This window comes from Rosettibacter primus (genome assembly GCF_036860675.1).
In the GTDB taxonomy this organism is placed as follows: domain Bacteria; phylum Bacteroidota; class Ignavibacteria; order Ignavibacteriales; family Melioribacteraceae; genus Rosettibacter; species Rosettibacter primus.
In genome coordinates, this window is the sequence record NZ_JAYKGK010000007.1 from 137,695 (window position 1) to 163,549 (window position 25,855).

General features: G+C 27.9%; 22 protein-coding genes. All 22 read left to right on the forward strand.

Going from position 1 to position 25,855, the window contains the following annotated elements:
* Positions 1 to 62 precede the first annotated feature (62 nt).
* Positions 63 to 1,160: a 6-bladed beta-propeller gene (locus VJY32_RS10275; protein WP_353677824.1), complete on the forward strand. Its 1,098-nt coding sequence runs from the start codon at positions 63 to 65 to the stop codon at positions 1,158 to 1,160.
* Positions 1,150 to 1,413 (forward strand): hypothetical protein, encoded by a 264-nt coding sequence (locus VJY32_RS10280; protein WP_353677825.1) that lies wholly within the window; start codon positions 1,150 to 1,152, stop codon positions 1,411 to 1,413. The genes VJY32_RS10275 and VJY32_RS10280 overlap by 11 nt, the downstream gene beginning before the upstream one ends.
* Before the next feature lie 180 nt (positions 1,414 to 1,593).
* Positions 1,594 to 2,691, forward strand: a complete 1,098-nt coding sequence (locus VJY32_RS10285; RefSeq protein ID WP_353677826.1) for a 6-bladed beta-propeller — start codon at positions 1,594 to 1,596, stop codon at positions 2,689 to 2,691.
* A 172-nt stretch (positions 2,692 to 2,863) separates the two neighbouring features.
* Positions 2,864 to 6,202 (forward strand): efflux RND transporter permease subunit, encoded by a 3,339-nt coding sequence (locus VJY32_RS10290; protein ID WP_353677827.1) that lies wholly within the window; start codon positions 2,864 to 2,866, stop codon positions 6,200 to 6,202.
* A 17-nt stretch (positions 6,203 to 6,219) separates the two neighbouring features.
* Positions 6,220 to 7,452, forward strand: coding sequence for an efflux RND transporter periplasmic adaptor subunit (locus tag VJY32_RS10295; protein ID WP_353677828.1), 1,233 nt, complete (start codon positions 6,220 to 6,222; stop codon positions 7,450 to 7,452).
* A 27-nt stretch (positions 7,453 to 7,479) separates the two neighbouring features.
* Complete coding sequence (locus VJY32_RS10300; protein WP_353677829.1) at positions 7,480 to 10,626, forward strand: efflux RND transporter permease subunit; 3,147 nt, start codon at positions 7,480 to 7,482, stop codon at positions 10,624 to 10,626.
* A 156-nt stretch (positions 10,627 to 10,782) separates the two neighbouring features.
* A complete protein-coding gene (locus VJY32_RS10305; RefSeq protein ID WP_353677830.1) occupies positions 10,783 to 12,486 on the forward strand; it encodes an ABC transporter ATP-binding protein in 1,704 nt (567 codons plus the stop codon).
* A gap of 85 nt (positions 12,487 to 12,571) precedes the next feature.
* The gene (locus tag VJY32_RS10310) at positions 12,572 to 13,582 is read left to right on the forward strand and encodes an HlyD family secretion protein (RefSeq protein ID WP_353677831.1); all 1,011 of its coding nucleotides are present in this window, start codon (positions 12,572 to 12,574) and stop codon (positions 13,580 to 13,582) included.
* Between the two features lie 73 nt (positions 13,583 to 13,655).
* On the forward strand, positions 13,656 to 14,057 hold the full coding sequence (locus VJY32_RS10315; protein ID WP_353677832.1) for a hypothetical protein: 402 nt from the start codon (positions 13,656 to 13,658) through the stop codon (positions 14,055 to 14,057).
* Between the two features lie 118 nt (positions 14,058 to 14,175).
* Entirely contained in the window at positions 14,176 to 15,612 is a 1,437-nt protein-coding gene (locus VJY32_RS10320) for a radical SAM/SPASM domain-containing protein (protein ID WP_353677833.1), read from the forward strand.
* Complete coding sequence (locus tag VJY32_RS10325) at positions 15,609 to 17,174, forward strand: hypothetical protein (RefSeq protein WP_353677834.1); 1,566 nt, start codon at positions 15,609 to 15,611, stop codon at positions 17,172 to 17,174. Before VJY32_RS10320 ends, VJY32_RS10325 begins: the two co-directional genes overlap by 4 nt.
* Positions 17,161 to 19,095, forward strand: a complete 1,935-nt coding sequence (locus tag VJY32_RS10330) for a S8 family serine peptidase (RefSeq protein WP_353677835.1) — start codon at positions 17,161 to 17,163, stop codon at positions 19,093 to 19,095. Before VJY32_RS10325 ends, VJY32_RS10330 begins: the two co-directional genes overlap by 14 nt.
* Positions 19,096 to 19,101: 6 nt before the next feature.
* Positions 19,102 to 19,350 carry a phosphopantetheine-binding protein gene (locus tag VJY32_RS10335; protein ID WP_353677836.1) on the forward strand — a complete coding sequence of 83 codons (249 nt, stop codon included), beginning with the start codon at positions 19,102 to 19,104 and terminating at the stop codon, positions 19,348 to 19,350.
* Between the two features lie 47 nt (positions 19,351 to 19,397).
* On the forward strand, positions 19,398 to 20,246 hold the full coding sequence (locus VJY32_RS10340; RefSeq protein WP_353677837.1) for an aminoglycoside 6-adenylyltransferase: 849 nt from the start codon (positions 19,398 to 19,400) through the stop codon (positions 20,244 to 20,246).
* Between the two features lie 618 nt (positions 20,247 to 20,864).
* A complete protein-coding gene (locus VJY32_RS10345; RefSeq protein ID WP_353677838.1) occupies positions 20,865 to 21,833 on the forward strand; it encodes an ATP-binding cassette domain-containing protein in 969 nt (322 codons plus the stop codon).
* Between the two features lie 281 nt (positions 21,834 to 22,114).
* Positions 22,115 to 22,495, forward strand: coding sequence for a hypothetical protein (locus tag VJY32_RS10350; protein WP_353677839.1), 381 nt, complete (start codon positions 22,115 to 22,117; stop codon positions 22,493 to 22,495).
* 1 nt (position 22,496) lies between these two features.
* Entirely contained in the window at positions 22,497 to 22,901 is a 405-nt protein-coding gene (locus VJY32_RS10355; protein WP_353677840.1) for a MauE/DoxX family redox-associated membrane protein, read from the forward strand.
* 2 nt (positions 22,902 to 22,903) lie between these two features.
* Positions 22,904 to 23,440 (forward strand): TlpA family protein disulfide reductase, encoded by a 537-nt coding sequence (locus tag VJY32_RS10360; RefSeq protein WP_353677841.1) that lies wholly within the window; start codon positions 22,904 to 22,906, stop codon positions 23,438 to 23,440.
* Between the two features lie 49 nt (positions 23,441 to 23,489).
* Entirely contained in the window at positions 23,490 to 23,651 is a 162-nt protein-coding gene (locus tag VJY32_RS10365) for a hypothetical protein (protein ID WP_353677842.1), read from the forward strand.
* 16 nt (positions 23,652 to 23,667) lie between these two features.
* Positions 23,668 to 23,838 carry a hypothetical protein gene (locus tag VJY32_RS10370; RefSeq protein WP_353677843.1) on the forward strand — a complete coding sequence of 57 codons (171 nt, stop codon included), beginning with the start codon at positions 23,668 to 23,670 and terminating at the stop codon, positions 23,836 to 23,838.
* Positions 23,839 to 24,494: 656 nt separating this feature from the next.
* On the forward strand, positions 24,495 to 25,511 hold the full coding sequence (locus tag VJY32_RS10375) for a hypothetical protein (RefSeq protein ID WP_353677844.1): 1,017 nt from the start codon (positions 24,495 to 24,497) through the stop codon (positions 25,509 to 25,511).
* A gap of 10 nt (positions 25,512 to 25,521) precedes the next feature.
* Positions 25,522 to 25,806: an ATP-binding cassette domain-containing protein gene (locus VJY32_RS10380; protein ID WP_353677845.1), complete on the forward strand. Its 285-nt coding sequence runs from the start codon at positions 25,522 to 25,524 to the stop codon at positions 25,804 to 25,806.
* Positions 25,807 to 25,855: the final 49 nt, after the last annotated feature.

Here is a 25,855-nt window from a genome sequence, read left to right on the forward strand (position 1 = left end):
CAGAATTATAAATAAAATTAAAAACTAATGATAGAATGTAAAAGTAAAATATAAAATTTATTATGAAAAGATATGTAACTGCACTATTCATAATTTTAATTATAGTTAAATGTTCTACCAATAAAAATAATGATATATATACATCAAACTATGAAGATAATTACAATCTCAAAGTTATTGACAGTCTCACATATTATTACAGGGATACACTTTTTATAGGCCGCGTTCATGATATTCAACTTATAGGCAACAAAATATTGATATCAGATTTCTTTCTTAAAAAAATCTGGTTATTCTCAAAAGAACTGAATTTTATTAAAACTATTGGGGGAAAAGGTAAAGGACCGGGAGAATATACTTATCCCCCAAGTATAATATATGATAGTAATTATATCTGGCTTACTACAGATAGAATTATTGATAAGTATAATCAAAATTTAGAATTGATTGAGAGAAAGCATCTTCCAAATGAGTTAATATATGATCCGTATACTCCAATTTCTTTTGGAGATTTTTTTATTTTTAATGTCTCATACCCATACTCAATAGTAGAAAAGTCATATTATAAAAAATACAAGCCTTTTATAAAAATTGATACAACACTTAGAACTTATATAAATTTTGATGAATGGGACGATAATTATTTTAATGATGAGCTGGAGGGTTACACTCGAGAACTTCATCATGCTTTTGTAACTAAAAAAGATGAAAATCATTTTTTCACAATTCAAGGTGCTGCATATTACATAAAGCTTTATGATAAGAATCTGAATCTTATAAAACATTTTGGCAGGAAACCAAAAAAGTATAAAGACCCGCCGAAATTAAAATTAAGAGAAACACAGGCATCAGTAGAAGCTAATGCAAAATTTCATTCTAAAATTACAAGATGGCATAATATAAAATATGATAAAAGCGAAAAGAGATTGTATCTCGGCTATACCAATTTATTTGAAGATTTTTATAAGTATAGGTCTCTTATGAGAGGTGAACATTATTTACAGGTGTTTGATGATAACTACAATGTAATTTATGATGATAAATTACCGGGGAGATTGGCTTTTGTAGATAACGGGAAGATTTATGTTATACATAAAGAGGATCCAAAATTTCTAAAGTTATTAATATGCAGACTGGAGAGAAAAAACAGTGCTGAATAAATTCATTAAGAAAATTGTGTTTTATAAGAATGATATTGTATATGTATCTTTAATTATTGTATTATTATTAGCTTATTTCAGTAGTACTAAACCAGCTTATAATCGATTGTTATATCAATATCAAGATTCTGTTAGGACATTTAAGAATGACTTAAAAATAAAAGAATCTCTCGAAGGTAAAAAATTAGAAGAAATTATTTCAGAAAAGAGCAGTGAAATATTAAATAATTGTTATACGTCCATAATATTATGAAGTTTTGTGAAGATGCTGATTGTAATGCGTGATTTATCTCGATTATTGCAAAGTATAATAATTTAACAATATAAATTGACAAAATTAATTTTGCTTTATTATAATACACAGTTACAATGTTATAAGGGGGATAATAATTTATTTATCCCCCTATAAATTTATATTAACAAGTAAAAAGTTATGAATGTTGTATATAAAGAAATTCTGTTATACTTATTATTAATAGTGTTTATATCATGTAATAGTGCAGATGACAAGCTCATATATAAATCTAATTATGTTGCTAATTACGAGTTGCAATTAAAGGACAGTATAATATATAGAAATACAAAAGAGAATTATATTGGCTTAATAAAAGATATTAAATATTGGCGAGGGAAAATATTAATAACAGACCATTATTTTAAGAAACTTTGGATATTTGATGAAAGAATGAATTTAATAAAATCAGTAGGACGAAAAGGTACAGGTCCTGGCGAATATACTTTCCCTCCCTATATCTGCACTGATAACAAAAATATCATTTTAATTGACTATAGAACAAAAAAAGCTAATTTATACGATACCAACTTTATTTATATTAAAAATTATAATTTACCTAAACATATTTATTATCAAATGTATCCCGCAATAAAATTTAATGATAAGTTTATTTTGCCGGGTGCAAGTTACCTCTCATTAAATCTAAAAAAACATTTTGATAAAGCTAAATCTATAACAGTATGTGACTCAGCATTTGAATTATTAGAAGAAATATTACCCTGGGATGAAAGCTATAAAAATGAAACTCCATATAATATTTATCGTAAAGGAGTACTTTTAGTCAAAGGTGCTGAAAATACTTTTTATGCAAAACAATTAGCATCTCCGTTGATACATCATATTGATAAAGACTTAAAAAAGATAAAGGTATTTGGAATCAAGCCGAGGTTTTTCAAAGAACCACCTAACATATCTCTGGAAGAAGTTATGAAATCTTTTGAAGCTACTGCAGATTTTGGTTCAAAAATAACATGGTTCCGTAATATAGACTATGATGAAAAAAATAAATTATTAATAGTTTACTATGTGAATCTTTATAAGGAATCCTGGTACAATAGGTCTATGTTAAGCGGTGAGCATTTTTTACAAATTTATAATTCGAATTACGATTGTATTTTTGATGATAAAGTAGAAGGGATTTTAGCATTTGTTTCAAATGGGCATATTTATTTATTAACCGATGAAAATACTGATAATATTAAAATAAAAGCATACGACCTTGTAAAAGTGAAATAAATTTTTGATTTTATATAAAGTTATTAGATTAAAAATTTTTTACTATAATTTTTTTGATTAGACTGTGGTAAGAGGGTAGTTTTTCAAATGCAAGTTAAAGCAGTTTTTAATCAAGTTTAAAAATCTGTTTTTCATAATCCACAAAATTAATTAAGTTATTTTTAGAATAAATTTGAAGATAAGCTTAATTAGCATACGCCGCCCGGTTACAATTGCAATGTTTTTTACAGGCATTGCATTACTAAGCATTTTTGCTTTTTCAAGTATTGGTGTTGATTTATTGCCAAATGTTAACATTCCTCGCTTAATAGTTCAAACGACTTATAGAAATTCAACTCCAGAAGAAGTAGAAAAACAAATAACAGAACCTCTTGAATCAGCTATTGTTACAATACCAGGAATTAAAAAGATAACCTCAGTATCAAAAGAAGGTATGTCGATTATCAGTATAGATTTTGCCTGGGGCACTGATATGAAATATGCAATTCTATCTCTTCGTGAAAAACTTGATAATGTCAGCATTATGTTGCCCAGAGAAGCAGAAAGACCTACAATAATAAAAACGGATCCAGCAGCTGCACCAATACTTACTCTTGTGTTATCATTTAATAATAAAGAAGATTCAGAGAAAAAATTTTTGTCAACAAATGAAAAAAGAAAATATTTAAATGCTTCTAATCCTGAGTTTGTTGAACACAATTCTCCACAGGAAGAAATTCAACGATTGATAAATCTTAAAGAAGCAGGCAGAACTATTTTTAAAAGAAGATTTGAACAAATTGAAGGAATAGCTCAAGCAGTTATAACAGGAGGACTTGAAAGAGAAATTCTAGTAAATGTTGATCCGGTAAAATTGAATTTATACAACATCACTTTCAATGACATTGAAAGATCTTTAGATGCATCAAATATAAATATACTTGCCGGCTCAATAATGAAAGGTTTCTCTAAATACTCATTAAGAATACTAGGTGAATTTCAGAATGTAACCGATATTAAAAATGCAATTATTAAAAGAAATTATGATGGAAGCACAATATTATTAAAAGATATTGCAAGTGTAAGTGAAAACTTTAAAGAACGGGAAGGATTTACACGTTATAATGGATACGAGGCTGTTGGAATTTTAATTTATAAAGAACCTGATGCTAATACAGTATCAATTGCACAAACTGTTAAAGAAACTATAAATTCTCTACATAAAGAATATCCAGAGTATAAATTATTAATTGTTTCTGATCAATCTGGATTTATTGAGCAAGCAATATCAAATGTTAAACAGGAAATTTTTTATGGTGGAATTTTAGCAGTTATGGTTCTTTTTTTCTTTTTAAGAAATCTAAAACACATATTAATTATTGGAATTACTATTCCAGCTTCTTTATTTATAACAATTCTTCTTCTGTATCTTTTTAATATTAGCTTCAATATAATATCATTGGGGGGACTTGCAATTGGAATTGGTATGTTGCTTGACAATGCAATAATTGTCATTGAGAATAATACCCGTTACAGAGAAATGGGGGATTCAAACCGTTTGGCAGTTATCAAAGGAACAAATGAAGTATCGATGCCAATAGTTGCATCTACACTAACTACAATTGCAGTATTTCTGCCACTTATTTTTGTTAAAGGTGTTGCCGGAGAACTTTTTAGAGATCAATCTTATGCAATAGCATTTTCACTCTTATCATCAATTATAACTGCTTTAACACTTATACCTATGCTTGATTCATTAAATAGTTTTAAATTGATTAAAAATATTGAAAGGTATCAAAACTTTTATTCTTTTATAAAAGAATCAAGCAGGCCTGATTCTAAACTCAACAGGTTTTTATTTCCTTTTATTGCAGCGATTAAATCAATACAGTTTACTGCCGTTTATATTTATATACATTTAACCTTTTTTCTGAAGAAGAGATTTGATTTGTTCTTTAATGCCGCTGAAAGTTTCTTAAAGTTTACCATCAATAAATATGAAAAGTTATTAGAATGGTCACTAAAAAATAAAAGAGTAGTATTAATGATAACTTTTTTGCTGATTGCAGTAACTATACTTGCAGTTATGAATATGAAGAAAGAATTTATTCCACAATCTGAAATGGATGAATTTATAGTAGAAGTTGAATATTTAGCAGGCACATCATTGAGAGGCAATGCAGAGAACACTTCAAAAATTGAAAAGAATATTTTATCAATTCCTCATGTAAAAGCTGTTGTTTCTAATATTGGAAGAGTTAATGATTTTGATTTTTTAAATAGAGAAATGGTTTCTGTCAATAAAGCAAGTATCGTTATCAAACTCGATTCTTATAAATTTTATAGTGATGTTCAAAAAAAATTAAGAATTATTTTTAATGATATTAAAGGCCTCAAATATTCATTCAAGGAAATAAAAACAAGTTATTCAATGGTTATAAATCCTTCTGAAGATGATATAGCAATAAAAATAAAGAATAAGGATATAAATAAAGCTTATGCAAAGGCAGAATTATTATTAAATGAAATTAATGCTGCAAAAATAAATGGACTAAAAGATTTAAGAATTGCAATTGATAAAGGGAATCCTGAGTATACAATAACAATTGATAGAGATAAATGTATTGTTTATGGACTAAGTGCAGAAGAAGTTGCATATCAAATTCGAAATATAACAAGAGGAACAATAGCCACTTCTTTTTCTTCTTTTGATAAGAAAGTTGGAATTAAAGTATTAATTTCTAATAACAACATTACAGATATAAACTCTGTCCTTAATAGTTATTTGATAAATAAGAATATGAAAATACCGATTAAAAATCTGGTGAATTATTCATTTGGTTATAATTACAATGAAATCTGGAGGGAAGATCAATCAAGAACTCTTTATCTCTATGCTAAAGTTGAAAATGTGAATATAGACGACATAATAAGTAAGATTGAAAATATAATTGCAGGTATTCCAAAATCGAACGAGGAATTAATATTGGTTGGAGGAATAAATGAAGAGATAAAAGATGCATTTTCAAAACTTTATATTGCATTATTAATTTCTGTTCTTTTAATGTACATGATTCTTGCTTCAGAATTCGAATCATTTTTATATCCTTTTATAATTTTATTTTCTGTTCCTTTAGGATTGATTGGAGGTATACTTTTGCTTTTTATTTTTGGTGAAAGTCTAAGTATTATCTCAGTCATTGGTTTATTAATTTTAATAGGAATAGCTGACAATGATGCAGTAGTTAAAATGGAATTCATACTACGAAAACGAAAAGAGGGATTGTCAGTCGAAAAAGCAATTATTGAAGCTGGCAAAGACAGATTTAGACCAATCGTGATGAATTCATTTACTGTTATTTTTGCATTAATTCCAATGATGGTGGGAATTGGAGCGGCAACGCAGTTAAGGGTTTCTATTTCTCTTGCAATAGCCGGAGGATTAATTACATCAACTTTTCTAACATTGATTGTTATCCCTGTGCTTTATACTTATGTTGATAAATTATCGCAGCAATATAAAAAAATATAACTGATTTCGAGGTTAAAATGAAAATTAAGTTCTGGATTGCAGTTGTTTCAATAATTTCTCTTTCAGTTATACTTTTAATATTCATTCTCTTCCGAAGTTCAGTGAATGAAAATATTGATGAATCAGCAAATGTTAATTATGATAAGCTTAATCAAGTTGTTTTTGATGTAAAAACAGAAAAGGTCAAAAAGGGAAATTTAATTTTATATATTAATGCTAACGGTATTATAAGAGCATCAGAGGAACTTGAATTGACTTCTAATATTAGCGGAATAATTAGCAATCTTAATATTCATGAAGGCAAATATGTTAAAAAAGGTGATTTATTAATTGGTCTGGATGATCGTGAATATGAAATTGCATTAAATGATGCAATTGCAAGAGTAACAGATGCAAAAGTTGAATATGGCTTTTTAGTCAGGGAATATTCTAATGATACAACTATTTCCAAAGGAATGAATGCCCAAAATCCCCAAATAAAAGAATATTTAGAACAACTTAATAAATTAGAAAAAGATTTTTCTGAGGGTAAAATTGATGAGGCAAAATATAATGACATCAAAAATGAAATCGATATGAAGCTGATTTTTACTGGTGCTAAAAGAGAAGAAGTTATACAAAGCAGGAGTGGTCTTACAAGTGCAATAAATGCTTATAAACGCGCTAAATTAAATTATGAGTTCACAAAAATAAAAGCTCCGTTTGATGGTGTTATTGGCGATTGTGATTTAGTGATAGGTCAAAGAATTCAAACAGGACAAAAACTTTGCAGACTATTAAATAATTCAGCTCTTAAAATTGATGTCGGTGTTCTTGAAAATGATGTACCAAAAATTAATATCGGGAAAAATGCTTTAATAGAAATTCCTTCTTTACCTTATGAAAAATTTAATGGGCGTATAATTTATATCAGTCCTTATGTGGATAAAGAAACAAAAACTTGCAAAGTTACTGTATTACTTCAGAATATCTCAAATAAAATTAAACCAGGAATGTTTGCTAATGTTATGCTCGAAGTAGATAATCTTAAAGATAGAATATTAATTCCTAAATCCGCATTGCTGATAAGAGATAAACGACCTTTAGTATTTGTTGTTGAAAATAATCTTGCAAAATGGAAATATGTTAGAACAGGGAAAGAAAATGACCAATTCATTGAAATTATTGATGGAGTAAAGCCTGATGAAGAAGTAATTGTTGAGGGACATTATACACTAACACACGATGCGAGAATAAATGTAATCAAATAAAAAAAGAATAATCATTTAGTGAAAAAATTGTTCTACATATTTTTATCTCGACCTGTTACTACATTAATATTTTTATTTGGTGTTTTTTTTATCGGAATCGTATCTATTTTAAATATATCTATTGAACTAAGTCCAAAAGTTGAATATCCAAAATTATCGATTTCAATTTACTGGCCAGATGTTTCCCCTGAAGTTGTAGAAGCTTGCCTGACATCGCCAGTAGAAGCCGAGCTTTCCACAATAATGGGAATAAAAAAAATATCTTCTAAATCTTCTGAAGGTATGTCAAAAATTTTTATAGAATTCCATCCAGATGTTGATATAAATTTTACACGAATAGAAATAAATGAAAAATTAAATGCACTTAAACATCAATTGCCATTTGGAATTTCAATACCTGTAATTTCATCTTATATACCGGAAGAGTTTGAGAATCTTCAGGGATTTCTTGTTTATTCAATTTCTTCGGATAAGAGTGCAAATGAAGTAAGAAAATATCTAATTGACCATGTATTGATGCAACTTAAATCAATTGACGGAGTATCGAATGTTGAAATAAGAGGCGGTTCTGATAGAATTATTAATGTTATAGTTAATTATGATAAAATGAAATCCCTGAGAATTTCAAATAAAGAAGTTATTAATGCAGTTAAAGAAGCTGAAGTTATATTGTCGGCAGGGAAAATCAATAATCAAAATTTTCAGTTTTATATTAATATTAGAAACGAAATTCAGAATTTGGAGATTATCAAAAATCAGGTAGTAAAAAAATTATTCAACAACCAGACGATAAGAATTAAAGATATTGCTGATGTAACTGAAGATTTTAAAGAACCGCAATCATATTATAGGATTAACGGCAAGGAAACAGTAAACTTAATTATAAGCAAAGAACAAGGGGCTAATACTTTTAAAGTTGCTGATAAAGTAAAAAAGAAGTTTCAAGAGCTCAGTAAAATTTTTCCTCTTGATTATATTATTGTTAAAGAGCTTGATAAAAGTGAAGAGATGAATGCAGAATTAATCTCTCTTTATAAAAATGGTATTTTATCATTTTTTATTTTATCCGCAGTGTTGCTCTTGATTTTTAGAAATTACAAATATCCGTTAATAATTATTATCTCTATTTTCTTTTCGTTGAGTTTTTCTTTCGCACTTTTTTATTTATTGAAATTAACATTGAACATAATTACTGTAACATGTTTTATAATTGGGCTGGGTTTTATTGTTGATAACTCAATTGTAGTTTTAGATTATCTTGATAAACATTACAATGGACGCGGAATAAAATATTTAACTGTATATATCAAAGAAATATTTAATCCTCTTTTTGTTTCTACTTTAATAGTAATTTCTGTTTTTATACCATTAATATTTTTAACCGGTGAGTTGAAATTATATTTTAAGCATTTTGCTTTAGGTATGAGTTCTAATCTATTTGCCTCTCTAATAGTTTCAATAACTGTGGTTCCTTTTCTTTATCTAAAAACATATAAACCTTATAAGCAAACAGAATTATTTACATCAACTTTAGATTTTTTTTATAAGCAATACAAAAAAATTGTAAAGCCGATTATTCGTTTCAAGAAATTTAGTTTATCATTACTTGTTCTGATAATTGGTTTACCTGTTTGGTTAATTCCCGATAGGATTGAAACTCCATTTATTGGTGGAATATATAATTTAATCTTTGATTCAGAATTTTATCAAGATATAAAACCATACATAAACTATGCATTGGGGGGATGTTTGAATTTATATTTTAATCATATATCAAAAGGTGAAATATGGAGTTATGGCGAAGAAACTTATATTTATATCAGACTTGAGCTTCCTAATGGCAATAGAATAGAAAGGATAAATAATATTTGTAAAGATTTGGAAAATGATATTTTACAATACAAAAGTAACTTTAAAAATCTTATAACCAATGTTATTGATGAAGAAAATGCTGTATTAAGAATAGAATTTGATAAAAATCAAGCTATTACCTCTTTTCCATATATTTTGAAAAATTACATTACTGCTTATGCAACTCAACTTGGTGGAGTGAACTCATATATTTATGGTTTCGGTCCAGGATTTTCAAATGTCGAAGGTATTTCCAGCAGCATGTTTAATTTAATTGTAAAAGGTTATAATTATGAAAAAGTCAAAGCAATTGCAGAAGAATTTAGAAGAAAGATTATTATTAATCCTCGTGTGGATAATGTTGATATTGATAAATCAGAAATTTTATGGTCACCAGAGACTTATGAAATTATCGGAGAAATTGATAGAGAAAAATTAAAAGAATATAATATCACATTGGCTGAAATTTTTTCAATAATTACAAAAAACATTGGAGGCATTTTTGATGATAATAAATTTAAGATAGAAAATAATCGGGTTGAATATCAAATAAAGTTTTCAAATTATAATGAGGTTCAATTAGAGGAACTAAAAAATATCATACTAAATGATAATAGCGGAAAGAGTTTCAAAGTGAAGGATATAATTAATTTTTATGAAAGAAAAATCCTTTCTGCCATTCACAGAGAAAATCAACAATATGTTAGATATATTAGTTATGAATTCAAAGGACCTTATCAATTTGGTCAACAATTTCTTCAATCTGCATTAGCAAGTATTGATATTCCGCCAGGTTATAGTATTAAAACTTTAGATTTGCCAATTGTATTAGAATTAGAAAGTGAATCTGACATATTAAAAATATTTTTAGCAGCGGTGGTAATAATATTTATGATTTCTTCTTCCTTTTTTGAATCTTTTAAAAGCTCTCTGATAATTTTCTTTTCTATTCCATTTGCATTTGCAGGTTCAATTTTTATTTTTTGGTTATTTGATTTTAGCATAGAAAGAGGGGCTTATTCAGGAATGCTGCTCTTAATGGGATTAACTGTAAATAATGCAATTATAATGGTTAATTATATATTAAAGAATCAACAATTAAAAACAATAGATGAAATATACATTTTATCAGAAAGCCGATTGAGAGCAATTATAACTACTTCATCAACGACCATGTTTGCTCTTTTGCCTTTAATATTAAATTCCAATACAACCTTTTGGAAAAATCTTAGCTTGAGTATTCTTGGCGGCATGATAACATCATCAATTTTTATTGTTTTTTTTGTCCCATTAATTTTTTACATGATTGGAAATAAAAAGTAATTCAATACAAAGTGAATTAAAAATTTTTTATTGTGATTAACATTCTGGATGGCTCACAAAAAAAATTTTTCTTGACATTTTAACCCCCCCCCCATTATTTTTGCAGCAAAATTGTTAATGTATAGTCTGAGGGAACTATAATTTTTGAGTTTCATCATGCAACAATTTATCAAATTTTTAAAATTTCTTTTACCATATAAAAAGTATATCATTGAAAATTTAATTTCTAGCTTTTTTATTACTCTTCTTTCATTACCACTTCCTTTATTTAGTAAATTTATTTTTGATGAAGTTATTCCCAATCAAAATGTCTCGCTGCTGGAGTTAATATTAATCCTATCTTTAATATTCACAGTATTTAGTTCTATAATAGGAATCGCAAAAGATTATTTTAGCATGGGAATTGCATTTGAAATGGGAGTGGACTTCAGACTAAGATTTTATCGTCATCTTCAGTTACTTTCTTTTGATTTCTTTAATAATCATGAAACTGGGGAAATCTTATCGAGACAAGCGGACACACAAGCATCTCTTGGTGGAGTTATTGGTCTAATAAACGGTTTGTTTATAAATATTTGTCAGTTGTTGATTTTTCCTCTTATTCTTCTATTAATTAATTGGCAATTGACATTACTAAGTATAATAGTTTTACCATTCGATATTTTTGGATTTCATTTTGTGAATAAGAAAATAAAAACACTATCGAAAGAATTAGCTGAAAAAGATGCTGATATTAATGCAAAAAACTATGAATCTATTTATGGAATAAAATCGATTCAGTCATTAGGCGTCGAAGATAAAATTTTTCATAAACTCAAAAACCTTATTCAGGAATCTATAAAACTCAGATTAAAATTGAGTATAGTTCAGCAATCCTCAAGTTTTGTACTAGGGATTGTCAGAGCTATTTCTACATTAGTTTATTCTTATGTGGGGTGGACAAATGTTATCAACGGAACTATGAGTATAGGCACCTTTATGGCATTTTCAAGTTATGTAGGATTTTTCTATACCCCCCTTAAAGATATTATTGTAATGTCTCAAGGGATACAAGTTACTCTTGTTCATCTAAATAGATTTTTTGAGGTTTATGAGAATCAATCTTTTATTAAAGAACGAGAAAAGCCGATTAGATTAGACAATGTTAAAGGTGAAATTATACTTAACGATGTGGTATTTAAATATCCCAACAGCGACCAAGTAATTCTCAATAAAGTTAATCTATCTATTGAACCGGGTATTAAATTAGGAATTACCGGACCAAGTGGTACAGGAAAAACTACACTACTTTATATAATTGGCAGATTTTATGATCCAACAGGGGGGACCGTTTATCTTGATCAGATTAATATTAAAGATATTGAATTAAAATCGCTTAGAAAAAATATTAGTTTCTTTCTTCAAGATTCTTTTATTTTTTATGGAACTATCAAAGAAAATATAACATGTTTTGGTGAATATGATGATGACGGATTGTTTCAGAGAGCAGTAAAAATTGCTTATGTTGATGAATTTGTAAAAAAACTACCCTGTGGTTATGATACTTTAATAGGAGAAAGAGGGGCACTATTATCGCAAGGGCAAAAACAAAGAATTGTTTTAGCAAGAATAATTATGAGGAATACCCCCATAATAATTATGGATGAGGCAACTAATGCAATTGATGAACAGTCCGAAGACTTCATATTTGATGCACTTGATAAAATTGTCAGAGACAAAACCTTCGTTTTTGTTACACATCGAAGTTCTTTACTACGTAAAGCGGACCGCTTACTTTTTTTAAAAAACGGGAATATTATAGAAAAATCAAATAATGATTCATACATTAAAATAGGTAACAAAATTGAACGTGTCTTATGAAAAAGAAGAAAGTATAATTATCTCCAAATTACATTTCAAATTTATTCGAAATTTTATACGGATTTTCATTCTAATTGTCGGGTCATTGGTAATTGTACTACTAATTTTCTCATTTATAATAGTAATAGACGATACTATAGAATGTTCTGGCATTGTATTACCCAAATCTGAATTTATAATTAAATCCCAGGTTAACGGAATTGTCAGTAATATCTTTGTTGAAGACGGTTCTTATGTAAAAGAGAATGATACATTGGTAATTTTTAACAATACTGCTTATTTAATAGAACTGAAAAAAGTAGAAAGAGATTTATTTATAAAAAAAGAGCTCGCAGAAAAAGTAAAATATGATTTATTATTATCTCACATAGAGCTCAAGACAAAATTGGAGCTGGGAAAGTTAGAACTCGTCAATAAGAAGCTTGAGCTTCACGAAGATACTTTACTCAAAAAAATAGATGGATTGATTTCAAATGGCATAATTCCTTTTGAGACTCAGTTTAAGCTCCTATCGGTAAAAAAAGCAGAATTATATTTAAAACAAATTGACGAGCAAAAGTCTAGAATAGAGCTCAATAAATATGATCTTAATGTTCTTGAAAATGAAATAGAAAAATTATTAGCAAACAAGAAATTATTGGAAGAAAATATAAAAAGAAGCGTTGTGTTGGCACCCTCTGCAGGTGTGGTTTTTTTATCTGACCGAAGAAAAATATTGGGCAGTTTTTTTTCTGAAGGACAAATATTGTTTGAATTAGTAGATATAAGTAAGGGTTGGAGGTTAAAGCTGATGACTTCTGATAAAGATATCCCTTATGTAAAGGAGGGGCAAAAAGTAAAAGTATACTTTAATGCCTTCCCTTATATGAAATATAAAATTTTCAGTGGTTATGTAGAAAAAGTAATCCTGTCCCCTGAAAGCCAAGAAATTAAATATACGGTATATGTTGATTTGATAGATATAAATGAAATTAAAAAGGGGAATGCATCTTTTAAATTAAAAAAAGGGATGGTTGCTAATTGTAAGATAATCAAGGAGACTAAAAAACTTATCGAGTATACAATTGAAAAGCTTTTGGATAAATCCAGCATATAAAAAGTTATGATTGTATTCCTCTATTTGCTGAGAAATAAATCAATAAATTATTAACCTTAATCAAGGAGGATTTATGAAACCTCTAAAAAAACCTATCAAACCACTAAATTACGACGCGAGCGATAAGGTTTATTTGTATGAAAGCTCGTGTTTCTTGTCGTGCTTTAATACATCAGGTGCTGGAGGTGGTTATTGGGGTGGCACTGGCGGATGTGTTGTTGCTAATGCAAGTTCTAATCCGGTATGCGGCACGCAATGTAATGCCTTAACTGGTACAGATCCTTTGAATTGCGGGGGTGATTCTTGTTATAATAATGTTGGGGCTATTGGTAGTGGTTGTGATGCTCTATACGGAGTTTCAATTGGCGGTTGTTTTGGAGCTTTGTGTGTTTCAAAGGTACAAACACCAGGTTATTCTTGTGATGCGGTAGAAGGTACAGGTGGTGCACAGGGCATAATAAAGCCCTACGTTTAATACATACTGGCCGCCTAATAAAGTATAACTCAATTTTAGTTTTTATAATTATTCTAACTGTTGATTATTTCATTTATTAGGCAGCCTCAATTATTTTTATATGATAATGGGGTAAAAAATGTATTACGTTAATGAGAATTATCACTTTTTTAAATATAAAGATAAATACTTTGCTTATGGTATATACACAAAAATATTAGCTGAAATTTCTCCATTAACATATTCATTAGTCCAGCAATTACCCAATGATATATCGATTATTGCAAAACAATTTTCAAACCAGTATTCTATGAAAGAAATTAATGAAACAATAAACGAACTTAAGAAATACAAAATTATTTTAAGGAAAAAAACAAATAAAAAAATATCGCTTCAAAATAGAAATTTTTTTAAGAAAAATGATATAATAAATAATCTAAAATTTAATGGGTTATATCTAGTTATCAGCCAAGACTGCAATCTAAGATGCAAATATTGTTCAGCTGAATATGGTAGATTCGGGAAAAATCCTGAAAATAAATTTATGACTGTAGAAGTAGCCAAAAAGGCATTAGACTATTTTTTTGATAATTTACAATACGATTTGGAAAATCTTACAATTGTTTTTATAGGAGGTGAACCTCTGTTAAATTTTGATACTTTAAAGGAATCAGTAGAATACAGTAGAAGAAGATATAGACGACCTATGAATTTTATTATGAATACAAATGGAATTCTAATGGATGATGAAAAAGCGAAATGGTTTGCTAATAATAAAGATATTTCTGTTCGTTTTAGTGTGGATGGGACAAAAGAAATGCATGATACATCTCGAATTTATCCAAATGGGAAAGGCAGTTACAATGATACAATAAAAGGATTAATGACCTTTATGAAATATAATACTAGTCAAATTACTATTCAGGCTTCTATTTATAAAGGAAGGAAATTTAAAGATGTAATAAATCATCTATGGGGTCTGGGTGCAACTAGAGTTATAGCAAATTTTACCGGACCTAGTGCATTTCTTGATTGCTCTGATTATAAAATGAACGAAAAAGACTTTGAAAATTACATAGAGGAGCTTGATAAAGTAAATGAAGAAATTTATAATAACCTTATTAATAAAGGTCATTCGAGATGGATTACTCCTACCGAGGGAATGATTAAAAATATTCACATGCGTAGTCTAAAAACCTATTATGGAATTTGTGGAGCTGGTCACTCAATAAGTATTACTCCAGATGGTAGCATTTATGTTTGCCAGGGATTTGTTGGGTTTGAACAATACAAAATAGGTACAATTTATACTGGAATTAATTATGACAAATTAGAAGAGTTTGGAGAAAAATGGGTACAATATCTAAAAAAATGCTCTGAATGTTGGGTTAGATATTCTTGTTCTGTGGCTTGTGTTGCTCAAGGCCTTATTATTGAAGGGCTTGAATCAAAAAAGCCAACGAAAATATGTGATTTTTCTAAAAGAGTATTTGAAGCTTCTGCATATTTGTATAGTAAGTTGTTGGATGAAAAACCTGAATTATTCAATACATATAATAAGGAAAAAATATTATGAAACATCTGTTGAAATTATTACTACTACTTTTTTTAAGTATAAACTCGTGCAAAGCGCAAGTAGAGAAACCGCGAGTTATTAAAACTACTGACATTGATTCATTAAATAATTTTGTTTTTGAGTCTCTAAAGTCTAAAAGAATTATAATGCTTGGTGATGGAATGCATGGACATGGTTATTTCAAAGGCATTGTAAGTGGTATTTTAAATTCCTGGATTGATAGCTTGGAGAAAAATCCTGATGGTCAAACTATTCCTCACAAATTATTTCTTTTTTTAGAAACTGATTCTGTTAAACAATTATTATTTAATGAAGTAATTGATTATGGAAATTTTGATAATTATTTAACTGAACAAATAGATGAGGTGACAAAATTCGGCGGCTGGGACCAATTTTCCGTAGATAATTTTGAATTCTTGTTCGAATTAAGAGACATAAGAAAAAGGATTGATGAATTAAATAAAAAGACAAATAAAGATATTTGTTTGACTATTAAAGGGGTTGAAGACCCCCCATCATTTATTAATTTTTCTACCATGTATCAGATGGGTGTAGAAAAATATCGAAAAGAATTGTTTTTATGGTTTGCGAAAGAAAGGGATAAAATTATTAGTAAAAATATAATTCGAAATCTTAATAATAATAGAGATTATAAAGCCATTGTTTTTTATGGTACAGCCCACTTAATAAGAAAATATATTGATAAATCACACTGGGCATTTTCAACTATTCAAGAACCAATATATGAATATTTTTTAGCTCATTATCTTGATGAATATTTTGGAAGAGATCAGGTTGATGTATATTACACTGTAAAAGTTCATGGAGAAGCGACCGATATTATACAGAAATATGAAAATAATAATGATTATGAAGATTATTATGTAAAATGTAATGTGCTGCCGGATTTTCCGTTTCCACTTTACATTATTAGTAATAAAAAAATTTTAAATTCTTTAATAAATCTTACAGATAAATATATTGAAGGAGGCAAGGACGAAGACTATTTACTTTTCGTTAACTTTTCAAGATTGTTTTTTAACCATGTAAAAAGATCACATTTATATTTTGAAGATTATGTTAAAGATAAAATCGATTCATTGGCTACTTACCCATTGCAATTCACAAGGAATGATATAAAATTTATTTATAAAACTACAAGAAGAATAAGCAAGGAACTCGTAGATAAATTTGATATAGTTAAGAACATTGAGGAAATGGATAAATGGATTATGATGATAGATAAGTTCGATGATAAATTGCGCTATTTAGATATGCTCAAAAGAATAATTTATAATTTGCCAAGAGAAATTTCTGAAGAAACATTCTACTCTTATTTTGACTCCTTTTATCATCCGGATTTATTAAGTCAATTCGAAATTGAACAAATAAAAAATAGAATTAATGAATTAAAAATATACTATGCTATTTCTTCAATGTGGGTGAATACAAAAGAAGAGAACGAAAATATTATTAAATATTTGAAGCGAGCTACTGGCTTAAATTATACAACAGTGAAGGAATGGAACAATTGGTGGAAGAAGAAATATGAATCAAAATAACTTGCTTAAACTTTCTTTTGAAAAACTTACTGGCGCTAATATCAAGGTAGCAGTAATTGATTCAGGAATTGATAAAAGTAATTCCATGCTAAATAGAAATATTTATAAAATGAAAGACTATACAATTAGTTCAACTTACAATATGAACGATAATAATATTTGTAAGGATTTTATTGGACATGGGACAGCCTGTGCTGGAATAATAACAAAAAATGCTCCTGAGGTAGAACTACTAATTATTAAAATATTTGATAAAGAACTTAATTCATCTTATGATCTTTTACTAAAGGCAATAGATTTTGCAATCGAAGATAAGGTGAATATCATCAATTTAAGCTTGGGTATGACCCAACAACGTGATTATAGCGAGCTTCAAAAATTATGTAACAAAGCATATGAAAGAAATATTGTAATCGTTGCTGCTGAAAATCCGTATGGTTTAATCTCATATCCAGCATCTTTTGATAATGTCTTCAGTGTAAAAGCCGGGAAAATTCATAAGAAATATGGCTATTCTTTTAATAATGATGGTTCTAACAAAATAATTGCACGAGGAGATCATCAAAGAGTTTTGTGGTTGGATAATCGGAGTATGTTTGTTTCTGGGAGTAGTTTTGCGGTGCCATATATTTCAGGTATTATTGCTCTCATTATGCAAGCATTTCCAGGTGTAAGAATAGATCAAATAAAGGAAATTTTAGCTTCAAACTCTGAAATAAACATTCCTGAGTTGTTGGAAAAGTATGAAATCAATCCTTGTGTTGAAATTAGTAAAGAATTTGGTGATATAATAAAACAACAAAATTTTAGTTGGATTAAGAGAGCAATAATATATCCGTTTAATAAAGAAATGCATTCATTAGTAAGATTTAGAAAACTTCTTCCTTTTGATATAGTTGGAATTTTTGATGAACCTTCAAAGTTGCTTATTAGCAGTGATTCTGGTGATGTTATTGGTATCGAACCAACCGGGATTATTATAGAATCTATAAATAAAATAGACTTGTATACTAATCAATTTGACACTTGCATATTGGGTTATTTGGATGAAGTGAGTCGCATCAAAAAAAAGGATGTTTTAAAAGAAGTTGCACTCAAAGTACTAAATATGGGAAAAAATATTTATAGTCTTTCTCAAATTTATAAAGAACCCTACAAAGAATTATATGAATTAGCATTGAAAAAGAATTTAGTTATTAGATACTCATCTATCGACCCAGACTTAATTAGAAATATTAGTTTATTAAAATACGCATTCAATAAACATCATAGTACACCTAAGATTGGAATATTTGGTACTAGCTCTAATCAGGGGAAATTTACGACACAATTGACCTTATATGATGAGATGACAAAAGCTGGATATAAAGTAGCTACAATTTCTACAGAGCATCAGTCTGAATTGTTCGGAGTAAATTTTACCTTCCCAATGGGTTATGGAAATAGTGTAAATCTACCCATCGATGCATATTCAGCTATATTTAGAGGTGTATTATTTCTATTGGATACTCAAAAATATGATATTATTATTTTAGCGGGTCAATCTGGTATAATTCCTTACGAAATAGAGACTTACTCCCCTACTTATACTTTAACTTCAATTGCAATGTTATTTAGCACTAATCCAGATGCATATATTTTATGTATAAATTATAATGACAGTGATTCTTTTGTTTCTGATTGTATTCACGCTCTGGAAATTTTGGGGAAGGCAAAAACAATATTACTTGTCTTTAGTGATCATACTAATGAAACTAAATTTTCAGGACATAAAAGTTTTTCCTTTAGAAAATTAACCCCATCAGAAATATATAGTAAAATAGAGCATCTCGAATCAAAATTCTCTATACCAGCTACTGAAGTTATAAGTGATAACGGTAAAAAAAAGTTACTTGATACTGTTATTAACTATTTTTCGTGAATATATATGAATTATGATGAAATTGTTTGGGAAATAAAAAAAATTATTGTTCAAAAGGTAGGACTTAAGATTGCGTTAGAAGACATTAATGAAAATGATTCATTATACTTTTTAGGATTAGATTCTGTTGGTACAGTAACGCTGGCAGTTGCCTTAGAAGAAAATTTTAATATTGTAATTAACGATGAGGATTTTAGTTTGGCTTTATTTCAAAACATATCAACTTTAGCAAAATATATTGAACAAAGATTATAATCTTAAGTTTAATGCTATTAAAATGAAAATTTTATAGGAGCGGTAAAATGGAAACCTCTATAAATATTTTATCAAAATTGGAAAAAAATTTCATACAATGGGCCAAATCTCAAAATGATATTAGAGCAGTCATTATTTTTGGCTCTCAAGCTAGAAAGATTTTTCCTGCTGATGAATGGTCTGATATTGATTTTATGATATATGCTATAAATATCAAACAATATATTCAAAAAAATGACTGGCTTAGTAATATTGGGAATATATTAATTTCGCTTGTCAATTTATCTTTTCTAAATCAACCTGGTATTTCAACACTTTTTGAAGATGGAAAAAATATAGATTTCTTTTTCCAAACAGTAAAAGAGTTGGAGAATATGGTTAATACAAAAACCTTACCATTTGCATTTCAACGTGGATTCCGGGTAATTCTTGATAAAGACGGGTTAGCTAAACAGCTCAACTCATTTCAAAAAAAGCCACAATATTTCTTTCCTCCTAGTAATGAGATATACATACGAACTGTTAATATGTATTGGTACCAAGCATATCATATAGCAAAGCAATTATTTCGTAATGAACTATGGCATGCTAAAGTTCGTGACGCATATTTAAAGGAAAGTTTATTAACCATGATACAGTGGCATGCAGGTGTTAAGTCAAATTGGTCAAAAGATGTATGGCATATGGGGAAATTTATCGATGAATGGGCTGATACTTTTGTTTTAGAAAAATTAAATTCTTTGTTTGGACATTATAATTTGGAAGATAGCTGGAAAACACTATTTGCTAGTAATGATTTATTCCGCCAATTAGCACGCGAAGTAGCAAAGTATTTGAATTACTCTTATCCAGAATATATTGAAAAAAGAGTATCACATTTTATTAGTATTTTTTGAAATTTTTATAACTAATTTCAAACAAATGTTGATTAGTAGAGCGAAGTTCAAGTTAATATTTCTACCACTAGAAATAATAACTAATAATGAATTGTAAAATATACTATAACTAACGAAATCAACTTGTGAGATTTCTGCAGGGATTAAAATGAAAAATATTAAAAAAATATATTACTTTATTTTTACCCTTTTTTGCTTTCGACAGCTTGCTATCCTCTGAATCATTCTCTCGGATTCAGGATTAAACCATTTTTATTCTTCAGTAAAAACCGAAGAAGCAATGCTTTTGCATACAAGCAATTAAGATGAAACAGTAATTTCTTTTACCAGTTTTTATTTATCCCATACTATTTTTTAATATAATTATGTAAAAAAGTCAAGTTCGATTTTTTATTCGCTTGTAATATTAACTATCATATTCCAATAGGTGTAATGATGTCAGGTTAAGAAAAAACTTAGCGGAATGGAAGATATTAATAGTTTAATACTTCCGAATTCTTTGCTGACTTCAGTAAAATATTTTACAGTACATATCAAGTAAGGGTACAAAAACTTGGATTTACTCAAGCAAGATTAAATCTTTTTGCTAAAATTTCAACGGCATTAATAACAATTAGTATGCTTCTTTTTGGAGCTATATGGATTATAAGCGGTAATTTATTACTTGGCGAAATGATGGCGGCTTATTCATTAACTATTGGTGCTTTACCATCTATTAATGGATTGATTAATGCTAATATTTCTCTGCAAAGTGCAAATATTGCTGTAACTCGATTAATGGATATGTTGCTAATTGAAAGAGAGAAAAGTGAATCTACAAGAAAGTTTCAATTGAAGAATAAAATAAAGATAGAAAATGCTAAGTTTTCCTGGGATGGAAGAAATTATTTATTCGAAAATATAAACTTGGAAATTCCTGTTGGAAGAATTACTTCACTTTGGGGACCAAGCGGTTCTGGTAAAAGTACCCTTGTGCAACTTCTTCAAAGAAAATATTTATTGAATAATGGTAAAATTCTACTTGATGAAATAAATGCAAATGAATTTGATTTAATTGATTATAGAAATAATATTGGAGTTGTACCACAAGAAATAAAAATATTTAATGGTACACTAGCAGATAATATCCTTGTTGGAAGAACAATTCAGAATTACAACTTTTTGATTGATGTAATTGATGAATTAAATCTGTCTTCATTTTTAAAACGATTTAATTATGGATTATATACAATGTTAGGGGAAAACGGAAGGAAACTTTCAGGTGGTGAAATGCAAATGCTCGCATTAATCAGAGCACTTTTATTTAAACCAAGGGTATTAATTATAGATGAAGGATTAAGCGGAATAGATTTTGAATTAGAAGAACTTATTTTTAATACAATAAGAAGTTATTCAGAAAATAATGCAGTGTTCTTAATTACTCACAATATATCAAATTTAATGAGAACCGATTATCTATATGTAATTAGGGATGGTAGAATTGAAGAATATAAGTCACCTGATTTATTGATTAAAAATGGCAACTCATTCGGGATTAACTTGAAAAATTATTATTATTTTGAAAATGCTAATAAAACAGATGAATAATACAATAGCATACAATATTGAAGAAAACAATGATGCTGCCTTAAAAAATTGGCAGTTATATTTATTTATTACACTTATGTATTTAATTATAACCTTGATAAATGATAAATATATTATGACACATGAAGTATATCAAATAATGCTCTCTGAGAAAATAAAGCTATAGAATAGATGATTTTTATGAAATAATAAAAAAATTTTCTTTATATACTTATTTAGCTTTACCATTCTTAATATGGATAAAAATTACATTTATTGCATTACTTATTCAGATGCCTCTTTTGTTAAAAAATGTAGAAGTAGGTTTTAAAGAAGTATTTAAGATTGCTGCTTATGCCAATGTCCCCTATATCATTTTAGGAATAGTTAGAATTGTAATTCTTTTGCTTACACCGAAAGTTGAATATACTAATGATTTATTAACATTAATCCCTGGAGCACTTACTAATTTTTTTAGTAAGGATAGATATTCTTTAGTTGCTTATAAATTTTTGGAAAATATAAATATTTATGAAGCATCATGGATTTTTATAGTGTATATGGGAATTAATAAGCTGAAAAAAATTGATAAGTATGATGCTTTTATTTTAACATTTAGTATTTGGATAGGATTAACAATATTGCAATTAATGATACTATTTTATTTTACAAATGCATTTTAATATGAATAAAATATTCGAAATAATTATTGGTATTATATTCACTTTATCTGGGTTAGCAAAGTTCTTTGATTTACAAAATACCGTTTATTTCATAGTATCTTTTAGCAGTTTACCTGTAAGCATAGTAAAAATATCTTTAGCTTTTTTAATTATAAGTGAAGTTTTAATAGGTTTTTGTTTCTTTATGAATTATTGGAAGAAAAAGTTAATATATAATTCTACACTTGCTCTATTAACTTTCTTTGTATTGACAAATTTATATTTAATAATAATTGGTTATTCCAATTGTGGCTGCTATGGAACGAAAATAGAAAGCAGTCCTTTGGTAAGTTTTACAAAAAGCTTATTAATAATTTTTTATATGCTTAAAGAAAAAATTAAAAATAGAGTAATGCAAGCAGCATAACAATGAAAAAGAAATTTATAAATTTATTTGTAATATGTTTTTTCATGGTGGTTTTGATTACTGCAATTATATTTGGAACACGAGAAGAAATTTTGCCGATAGGTGCTAAGTTAACAGAAATTAAATATATATGGCTGGGTGATACTTTATCCATAAAAGTTGATGCTAAGCCCATAATGATAATGTATTTTTCGCCGGATTGTTCTCACTGTGAGTATGATTTAATGGAAATTAATAAAAGAGTGAATGAATTGAAAAATGTCGATGTATACTTATTAACAACTGATAATAAATTTGTAAATAAAAAATTGTATGAAAAGTATAATAATATTATGAAAATGAGCAATATAAAATTTGGCATAGTCAATAAAGAAGAATATAAAGCAAAGTTTGGAATTACTGTTACGCCTGTATTTTATTTTTTTAATATACATGGAAAATTGGTAGATAAGTTAATAGGTGAAATAAAGTTTTCTCGACTCCTGGAGTCAATATGGAAATCTGACGATGCGCAGCGTCAGATTAGCGGCAGTAATTAATCCCTGTTGCCGCAGGGGAAATTATTAACTAAATTAATGGAGGTGTAATATGAGGGAATTAAATATTTTTCAAATGGAAGAAATTATTGGAGGAGGCTCTACTGCTGGATGTGCAGCTCTTGGTTTTATTTTAGGTGTTGCTTTAGGAATGGGGAATCCAATAGCAGCCATGGGGGCTGTAGTTGCTGGATATTTAAATGGTTGTTATTAAATAATAGGAGGAAAAAATGAAAATATTATCATACACTAAAATGAATAATGTAACTGGAGGTACTACAGAAAAAGCATGTGCATACCTAGGTATGGCTGCCTTGGGTAGTGGACTAACAGGCAATTTTCTCGCTTTTGCAATTTTAGGGACAATGTTTTCATTAGCATGTCTTAAAGGCGATAGCTAAAAAATAATGGATATAATGGAGGGGGTCTAGACCCCCTTATTAAAATTATTATGAAATTATTTAGTCAAATAAATCTAGTACTGAAACTAAAGGGAAGATTATTAATTTATATATTGAAATATAGAAATGATGCCCCATATTTGTTTTCAGTGATCTTTATTAGTCTCTTTTTACTTGAAAATCTATTTTCTTCAATTTCCTTATTTAATACACCTATTATTCATTTAAAAAGTGACGACTTTAAATTACTAATATCAGAAATTATTACTATATCTATAATGACTGTTTGGATATTGTTATCGACTATTGGTGGAATAGATTTGTCTCACTCCTTGAGTAAAAATCTTATACTTAGGTACCCTATAAAAATTTTTAATTTTGCATTAATGAATGTAATTTTTCAACTATTTGATGTTGGATTCATCTTATTTTCTCCATTTTTTATTTTATTACTATACACTTTTAATATAACTAGTCTAACTGGTATATTGTTTTCATTATTGACTTTCTTAACATTTTTAATACTTTTGATAATAATAGTCAATATTATTGAACTACTTATTGATACACGAGAACGATATTTAAAAACAAAGTATTATTTAGGTTTATTTTATTTACTTATCATTTTTCTATTTAATATTTTTCTATTAGTTCTGTTGATAAAAGGATTTAATGCGGGTGTAACTCTTGAGGAAGTTAACAAACTGTTTTTTCTTTACCCGCCTATACTAGTTGTTAGTATAATAAGTAATATTGCTTTGGGTGAATTATTGCTTGGGGTATTATGGTGGGTTGTTCTAATAAGTGAAGTTGGTATTGTTTTTCTTTTCTATTTATATACATTGCGTCACAGCTTCGAATATGGATTTAAAAAAAATGGATTATCGAGTAAATTATTTCCATTTAATTATAAAACTAATAAAAAAGAAAAATTATTTATTAGACTATTAAATCTTTTTCCCCAAAGCAACGCTTTTATTGTAAAAGATGTTTTTTGTATAATTAGAAATCCAAGAATACAATTATGGTTTTTACTTAGTTGTGTTTGTGTTTGGTTTGTTTCAATTTCACAAATAGATACATTTTTTAGACATGTTATTATGATTAGCACACCAATAATAATTTTACTGCCGTTAGCCAGTAATTTATTTGCTTTTGATGCGAGTGGATTATTGCTTTACTTCATTGCTCCTATTTCTCTATGTAGTTCTATATTTCAAAAAAATGTTGCTATTTCAATTGTAGGAATCGTATATACAATTCCAATTATAATTTGGACGTTAATAATAAATTCTGTTAATATTATTATTATATTAATTTCAATTCCGATTCTTTTATATCAACTTTGTGTTATAAACATATTTGGGACAATAATTTCTATGTGGTTCACCTATAAAGTTAATTACAAAAGTATAGTAGGACAATTTAATCCTATGGTGTCACAACCGTATATATTATTTGCTTTTGCTTTTTCAGAAGGGTTGTTAGCTTTAGTTATATTATTATTTTATGAAAATAAATTTATACTTCTGTCGGTAACTATTTTATTAGCAATAGTTTCTGTAATTGTTTATAAGTCTCTACATGTAAAATTTTTTAAGAGATTATTTATAAAAAGAAAAGAATACTTGATAAAACAATTAGTAAAAAGTGAAATAAAAACTTATGAATAAATATTCAATATTGTTGGAACAAGTTAAAAAAAGTTATAGCGGAACTTATGTAATTTATGATGTAAGTTTAAGTATAACAAGAGGATCATGTTTCGGATTGGTTGGCCCTAATGGAGCAGGTAAAACAACATTGGTTAATTTGATAAGTGGAATACTTGAAGTTGATAACGGTAAAGTAACGATACTCGGTGAAGAAATGAATATTGATAATATAAAAATAAAGAATAAAATAGGCGTACTTCCTGAAGAGCTTGGCTTATTGGATTATCTTACCTGTAATGAATATCTATCTTAATTCCGACATAGAAAAATAAAAGGGACTGTTTAAAGAGCTAAAAAAGGGA